The sequence below is a fragment of the Acidimicrobiales bacterium genome (assembly GCA_036273495.1).
In the GTDB taxonomy this organism is placed as follows: domain Bacteria; phylum Actinomycetota; class Acidimicrobiia; order Acidimicrobiales; family JAJPHE01; genus DASSEU01.
This window is the reverse complement of record DASUHN010000367.1, coordinates 1-6868: the sequence shown is the minus strand read 5'-3', so window position 1 is coordinate 6868 and position 6868 is coordinate 1. Positions and strand designations below refer to the sequence as shown.

General features: G+C 72.5%; 7 protein-coding genes. 3 read left to right on the top strand and 4 right to left on the bottom strand.

Annotated features, from left to right (window positions below):
• Window positions 1-201, top strand: a 201-nt coding sequence (locus tag VFW24_15650; GenBank protein ID HEX5268201.1) for a hypothetical protein, incomplete at its 5' end; no start/stop codon positions are given.
• 336 nt (window positions 202-537) lie between these two features.
• On the opposite strand, the gene VFW24_15645 is transcribed toward VFW24_15650, so the two are convergent.
• The gene (locus VFW24_15645) at window positions 538-2127 is read right to left on the bottom strand and encodes a methylmalonyl-CoA mutase family protein (protein ID HEX5268200.1); all 1590 of its coding nucleotides are present in this window, start codon (window positions 2125-2127) and stop codon (window positions 538-540) included.
• Window positions 2128-2143: 16 nt separating this feature from the next.
• A complete protein-coding gene (gene moeB, locus VFW24_15640) occupies window positions 2144-3319 on the bottom strand; it encodes a molybdopterin-synthase adenylyltransferase MoeB (protein ID HEX5268199.1) in 1176 nt (391 codons plus the stop codon).
• A 95-nt stretch (window positions 3320-3414) separates the two neighbouring features.
• Between moeB and VFW24_15635 the strand changes: the two genes are divergently transcribed.
• Window positions 3415-4032: a nitroreductase family protein gene (locus tag VFW24_15635; GenBank protein ID HEX5268198.1), complete on the top strand. Its 618-nt coding sequence runs from the start codon at window positions 3415-3417 to the stop codon at window positions 4030-4032.
• On the opposite strand, the gene VFW24_15630 is transcribed toward VFW24_15635, so the two are convergent.
• The gene (locus tag VFW24_15630) at window positions 4008-4784 is read right to left on the bottom strand and encodes an NAD-dependent deacylase (GenBank protein HEX5268197.1); all 777 of its coding nucleotides are present in this window, start codon (window positions 4782-4784) and stop codon (window positions 4008-4010) included. The two genes, VFW24_15635 and VFW24_15630, sit on opposite strands and share 25 nt — an antisense overlap.
• 39 nt (window positions 4785-4823) lie before the next feature.
• Between VFW24_15630 and VFW24_15625 the strand changes: the two genes are divergently transcribed.
• Window positions 4824-5564, top strand: coding sequence for a hypothetical protein (locus VFW24_15625; protein ID HEX5268196.1), 741 nt, complete (start codon window positions 4824-4826; stop codon window positions 5562-5564).
• Here the strand turns inward: VFW24_15625 and VFW24_15620 are convergent.
• A partial coding sequence (locus tag VFW24_15620) for a leucyl aminopeptidase (GenBank protein ID HEX5268195.1) occupies window positions 5462-6868 on the bottom strand: 1407 nt, incomplete at its 5' end. The two genes, VFW24_15625 and VFW24_15620, sit on opposite strands and share 103 nt — an antisense overlap.

Sequence of the window (6868 nt, the reverse complement as noted above, 5' to 3'; positions counted from 1 at the left end):
CGCCATCCCGAGACCGAGACCTCCGGCGTGTACATCGGCGCCACCGCCAACGCCGGGATCACCCTGCTGACCGTCCGGCACCTGACCACCGCCGTGGTGGCCTTCCCCTTCTACATCCTCTTCATCGGGATCGTCCTGGTGGCCCTGGTCGCAGGCCGGATCGGCCCCCGTCTACGGCGAGAGGCTGCGGTACCTACCTGACATCGGTTTCACAGTCTCCGAAAGTCACCCTGCGCGTTGGGATCAGCATGGTCGGTGGATTCGGAACGGGATGGAACGCGTCGGACGGGAGAACGAAGCTGCGCCGACCCGGCCGGCCACCTTGGGCGGGATGCCCGCGACTGCGAGTGGCCAAGAATCTCGCCGATCATCCAGCAACGTCACGCGTCATGTTCCACCCCGTTCCGAATTCACGATCCGCGGTCGGGGGACGGACCTTCACCACGCGACGTGTCTTTCGGACTCTTTGGAATCGGCGCGGTAGGGCCGCCCAGCGGGAGCGGAGGCGGGGAGCGGCGTCGGGCCCAGCCGAGCCGGTCAGCGCGCCGGCTGGTAGGTACCGAAGACCTGGCGGAGCACGTCGCTGACTTCGCCCAGGGTGGCCTGGAGGCGCAGGGCCTCCTTCATGGGAACGAGGAGGTTCTGGCTGGCCCGGGTGGCCGCTTCCAGGTCGGAGAGGGCGGCGCCGACGGCCGCCTGGTCGCGGTCGGCGCGGACCCGGCGGGTGCGGTCGGCCTGGCGGCGCTGCAGCTCGGGGTCGATCGGGAAGACCTCGGCGGGCTCGGGGGTGGCATCGGCGTAGCGGTTGACCCCGACGATGACCTTCTCACCCGCATCGATGGAGCGGGCGTAGGAGTAGGCGGCCTGCTCGATCTCGTCCTGCATGTAGCCGGCCTCGATGGCGGCCACCGCCCCGCCCATCCCGTCGATCTTCTCCAGGTACTCCCAGGCCCGGTCCTCGACCTCGTCGGTTAGCGACTCCACGAAGTAGGACCCGGCCAGCGGGTCGGCGGTGTCGGTGATGCCCGACTCGTGCTGGAGGATCAGCTGGGTGCGCAACGAGATCTTGGCCGCCCGCTCGGTCGGGAGCCCGAGGGCCTCGTCGAAACCGTTGGTGTGCAGGCTCTGGGTCCCGCCCAGGGCGGCGGCGAGGGCCTGGACGGCGGTGCGCACGATGTTGCTCTCGGGCTGCTGGGCGGTGAGCGTCGATCCGCCCGTCTGGGTGTGGAAGCGGAGGAGCTTGGACTTCTCGTTCCGGGCCCCGAAGCGCTCGGTCATGATCCGGGCCCACATCCGGCGGGCGGCGCGGAACTTGGCCACCTCCTCGAAGAGGTTGTTGTGGGCGTTCCAGAAGAAGCTGAGCCGGGGGGCGAAGTCGTCCACCGCCAGCCCGGCGTCCACCGCCGCCTGCACGTAGGCGATGCCGTTGGCCAGCGTGAAGGCGATCTCCTGGACCGCCGTGGAGCCCGCCTCCCGGATGTGGTAGCCGGAGATCGAGATGGTGTTCCAGGACGGGAGGTGCTCGCGGCAGTAGGCGAAGATGTCGGTGATGACCCGCATCGACGGGCGGGGCGGGTAGATGTAGGTGCCCCGCGCCACGTACTCCTTGAGGATGTCGTTCTGGATGGTCCCGCCCAGCTTGGTGGCGTCGAACCCGTTCTCCTCGGCGACGAGCTGGTAGAGCAGGAGCAGGATGGCCGCCGTGGCGTTGATGGTCATCGAGGTGGTGACCCGCTCCAGCGGCATGTCCGCCAGCAGCAGGCGCATGTCGGCGATGGAGTCGATGGCCACGCCGACCTTGCCCACCTCCCCCTCGGCGCGGGGGTGGTCGGAGTCGTAGCCCATCTGCGTCGGCAGGTCGAAGGCGCAGGACAGGCCGGTCCCGCCCCCGGCCAGCAGCAGCTTCCAGCGCTCGTTGGTCGACTCGGCGGTGCCGAACCCGGAGTACTGCCGGACCGTCCAGGGCCGGCCCCGGTACATGTCGGGGTAGATGCCCCTGGTGTAGGGGTAGGCGCCCGGGCGGCCGAGCCGGTTGTCGGGGTCGAACCCGTTCAGGTCGGCGTCGGTGTAGACCGGCCGGATCTCGATGCCGGAGTCGGTCCGGCGCGCCTTGTCAGCTTCAGGCATGGCCAGAGGCTATGCCCTACACCGCGGGGGGCTCCTTGGGGTGGGGCATGCAGAGCTCGTCGTACTCGGCGATGACGATCGGTCCGGCGTCCTCACCGCAGGCCGGGCACTTCGGGTCGCGGTGGACCTTGTAGCTCCGGAAGGTCTCCTCGAGGGCGTCGTAGGCCAGCAGGCGCCCGATCAGCGGGTCCCCGAGGCCCAGAAGCACCTTGATGGCCTCCATGGCCTGGATCGACCCGATGATGCCCGGCAGCACCCCGAGCACCCCCGCCTCGGCGCAGGAGGGCGCCAGCTCGGCGGGCGGCGGCTCCGGGATCATGCACCGGTAGCAGGGACCGTCGTAGGGGGCGAAGACGGTGGCCTGGCCCTCGAAGCGGAAGATCGACCCGTGGACGACCGGGATCCGCTTGAGCAGGGAGGCGTCGTTGACCAGGTACCGGGTGGGGAAGTTGTCGGTCCCGTCGACGATCACGTCGTAGCCGTCGATGATGTCGAGGATGTTGTCGGCCCCGAGCCGGGCGTCGTAGGTCACCACGTTCACGTCGGGGTTCACGGCGGTCAGGGTCTTCTTGGCCGAGTCGACCTTGCGCTCGCCGATCCGGTCCATGTTGTGGAGGATCTGGCGCTGCAGGTTGGAGGCGTCGACCACGTCCATGTCGATGATCCCGATCGTGCCCACCCCGGCGGCGGCCAGGTAGAGGGCGGCGGGCGAGCCCAGACCGCCGGCGCCGAGCAGCAGCACCTTGGAGGCCAGCAGCTTCTGCTGGCCGGCCTCGGACACCTCGGGGAGGAGCAGGTGGCGGTGGTAGCGGTTGCGCTGCTCCGGCGTGAGGACGGGCGGCACCTTCCAGGCCCGGCCCTCGTCCTTCCAGCGGTTGAAGCCGCCCACGACCGAGACCACGTCCTCGTAGCCCAGGTCCTGGAGGGTCTTGGCGGCGAAGGCCGACCGGGTGCCGCCGGCGCAGTACACGACCAGCGGGGTGGCGTGGTCGCTCACCCGGCCCTCGATGTTGGTCTCGAGCTGCCCGCGGGGGATGTGCAGGGCGCCCTCGACGGCCCCCTGCTGGTACTCGTCGGGCTCCCGGACGTCGATGGGCAGCGCTCCCCCTCCGACGAGGCGCTCGGCCTCGGCGGTGTCGACTTCCCTGATCTGGCTCTTGGCGTTGGACAAGAGCTCACGGAAACTGGCCACTGGTCGCTCCTTGCTGATCCAGAGGTAAAACCCTACCGGTCAGGTCGACATTCCCGGGACGAGAGCGGTGGCGGGGGGCGGCTTAGGTTGGCCCGGTGGAGACCTACGAGGCGCTGCGCCGGCGGCGCATGGTGCGGGCGTTCGAGGACCGGGAGTTGCCCCGGGAGGCCCTGGCCCGGGTGCTGGAGGCGGGGCGGCGGGCGCCGTCGGCGGGCTTCAGCCAGGGCGTCGACCTGCTGGTCCTGGAGACCGCCGGTGACCGGGAGGCGTTCTGGGAGGCGGCGACCGACGCCGCCTGGCGGGCCGCCCACCCCCGCCACGAGCAGACCCGGCGGGCGCCGGTGATCGTGATGCCGCTCACCGGCCCCGGCCCCTACGTCGAGCGCTACTCCGAGCCGGACAAGGCGGGCTCAGGCCTGGACGACGAGGCGGGGTGGCCCGTGCCGTTCTGGTGGGTGGACGCCGGGTGCGCGGTGATGGCGATGCTCGTGGCCGCGGTCGACGAGGGCATGGGGGCGCTGTTCATGGGCCTGTTCCGCGGCGAGGAGGCGGTGCGGCGGGCGTGCGGGCTGCCGGAGGAGGTTCGCCCGGTGGGGGCGGTGCTGATCGGGTGGCCGGCGCCCGACCGGCCCAGCCCGTCTCTGGCGCGGGGCCGGCGGGAGCGGGCGGCGCAGGTGCACGCCGGCCGCTACGGCGTGGCCTGGACGGGCTGAACGATCTCGGGGAGGACCTCGGAGATCTGGCCCCGGACCACGGCGTCGGCGAGGTGGTCGTAGGCCGTCGGCTCGGCGTTGACGACCACGATCCGGGCCCCGGCCGCCGCCGCCACGGGCACCAGCCCGGCGGCGGGATGGACGGTGAGGGTCGTCCCCACGGTGAGCATCAGGTCGCAGGTGGAGGCGGCGTCCTCGGCCCGGGCCAGGTCGGCGGCCACCAACGGCTCCCCGAAGTGGACGGTGGTCGACTTGAGGATCCCCCCGCACACCGGGCAGCCGGGCTCCTCCTCGCCGGCGCGCACCCGGTCGAGAGCCTCCTCCATCGGGCGCCGGTCCCCGCAGGACCAGCACACGGTGGCCCGGGCGTTGCCGTGGATCTCGATGACCCGGGCGGGGTCGGAGCCGGCCAGCAGGTGCAGCCCGTCGACGTTTTGGGTCACCAGGGCCAGGAGCTTGCCCCGCCGCTCCAGCTCGACGACGGCCCGGTGGCCGGCATTGGGCCGGGCGTCCCACGTCGGGGAGGTGAGCCGGTTCTGCCACGACCGCCGCCGCACGTCGGGGTCCGCCAGGTAGTGCTGGATCGTGGCCATCTTCTCGGCCTCGGGGTTGCGGGTCCACGTCCCCTGGGGTCCCCGGAAGTCGGGGATGCCCGAGTCGGTCGAGATCCCGGCCCCCGACAGGACGACCACCCGGGACGCGGCGTCGATCCAGTCCCGCGCCCGGTTCAGGTCGGCCAGGTCGACACTCACCCGTTGACCCATCCCGGATGACATGAAATACTATGAAAGATGATCAAAACCTCGTCTGCGGTAGGCCAGCCGGGCCGGGTCGGGCGCACCCTCGACGTGCGCCCCTGGCCCGATCCGGTCCTCGACACGCTAGGTCACGACCCCCGGTCCGCCTACGTGGAGGAGTTCTGGCTGGGGATCCTGGGCCCCACGACCACGTGGCTCCTGCGCCGGCTGGTGGCGGTGCTGGAGGAGCACCCGGAGGGGGCCACGCTGGGCCTGACCGAGCTCTCGCGGGTGCTGGGGCTCGGAAGGCGGGCCGGCCGCAACGGCCCCCTTGACCGCTGCGTCGAGCGGGCCGTGTACTTCGAGGTGGCGCGGATCGACGAGGACGGGGCGCTGGCGGTGCGGCGGCGCCTACCCCCGCTGACCCGGCGCCAGGTCGTGCGGCTGCCCTCCTCGCTCCAGCTGTCCCACCAGCGCTGGCAGGAGAGCCAGCCCCGCGCCGCCGACGCCGTGCGGCGCCGGTCCCGCCAGCTGGCCCTCAGCCTGGTCGAGCTCGGGGAGGACGTGGAGTCCACCGAGCGCCAGCTGCTGCGCTGGCGCTACCACCCGGCGCTGGCCCACGAGTCGGCGCAGTGGGCGTGGGACCGGCACCGGCTGGCCGAGCAGGCCGCCGGGGACGGGGCCGCCCGGGATCAGGAGGCGGCGCCGCCGGAAGGGTCGGCGGGCTGGCCGTACGTGCGGAGCAGCTCGACGAGCGTGCGGACCCCGAATCCGGTGGCGCCCTTGGTGGTGTAGCCGTCGGCGGTGTCGGAGCGCGCCGTGCCCGCGATGTCGAGGTGCGCCCACGGGACTTCGGCCACGAACTCGCGGAGGAACAGACCGGCGACGATCGAACCGGCCGACCCCGGGCCTCCGATGTTCTTGATGTCGGCCACCTCGGAGTCGATGTCCTTGCGGTAGTCGTCGGGGAGAGGCAGGCGCCAGAGCCGCTCGCCGGCCCGGGCCGCCGAGGTCTCGAGACGCGTGGCCAGCTCGTCGTCGTTGGCCATCAGCCCGGCGATGCGCCGGCCCAGCGCCACCACCACCGCGCCCGTGAGGGTGGCAAGATCGACTATGGCGGCGGGGCCCTCCTCGACGGCCAGCGAGAGGGCGTCCGCCAGCACGAGGCGGCCCTCGGCGTCGGTGTTCAGCACCTCGATGGTCTTGCCGTTGCGGGCTCGCAGCACGTCGCCGGGCTTGATGGCCCTCCCGCCGGGCATGTTCTCGGTGAGCGGCATGAAGCCGGTCACGCGCACCGGCACCGCCAGGCGGGAGAGCACCGACATGGCGGCCAGCACGGCCGCCGCCCCGCTCATGTCGGTCTTCATGGTCATCATCCCGTCGGCGGTCTTGAGCGACAGGCCCCCCGAGTCGAAGGTGATGCCCTTGCCGACCAGCGCCACGGTCGGGACCGACGACTCGGCCCGACGGGGCGTGTACTCCAGGCGCACCAGCCGGGGCTCCTCGTCCGAGCCCCGGGCCACGCCCGCCAGGCCGCCCAGCCGCTCGGCGTCGATCTCGGCGGCGTCGTAGACCCGGACCTCGAGGCCGGCCCGCGCCGCCAGCCGGGTGGCGATCTCGGCCATCCGCGTCGGCGTCAGCGAGCCGGGGGGCTCGTTGACCAGGTCGCGGGCCAGGGCCACCGCCGAGGCCAGCACCGCTCCCCGCTCCAGACCCGCGGCGAGACCGAGGTCACCACCCACGACCGTCACCCGCTCGAGGCGGGCCCGCTCACTTCCGTTGGCCTCGGACTTGAACGTCGTGTAGCGGTACGCCGCCAACGACGCCCCCTCCGCCAGGGCCTGACCGGCGGCGGCGGGATCCACGCCGCGGGGCAGGCTCCCGGCAAACAGAGCGGTGTGACCGGCGTGCGCCGCCCCCCGCGCCAGGGCGGCCCCGGCCAGGCGGAGAGCCTCGAGGTCGTCGGTCCCGGGCGCGCCCGTGCCCAGGGCCAGGACCACCTTCCCGGCGGGCCCGGGCACGGCCACGCTCTGGCCCCGCGTTCCCTCGAAGCCCCGCAGGGCCAGGTAGGCCGGGGAGACGGTGATCCCCGGGGGGGC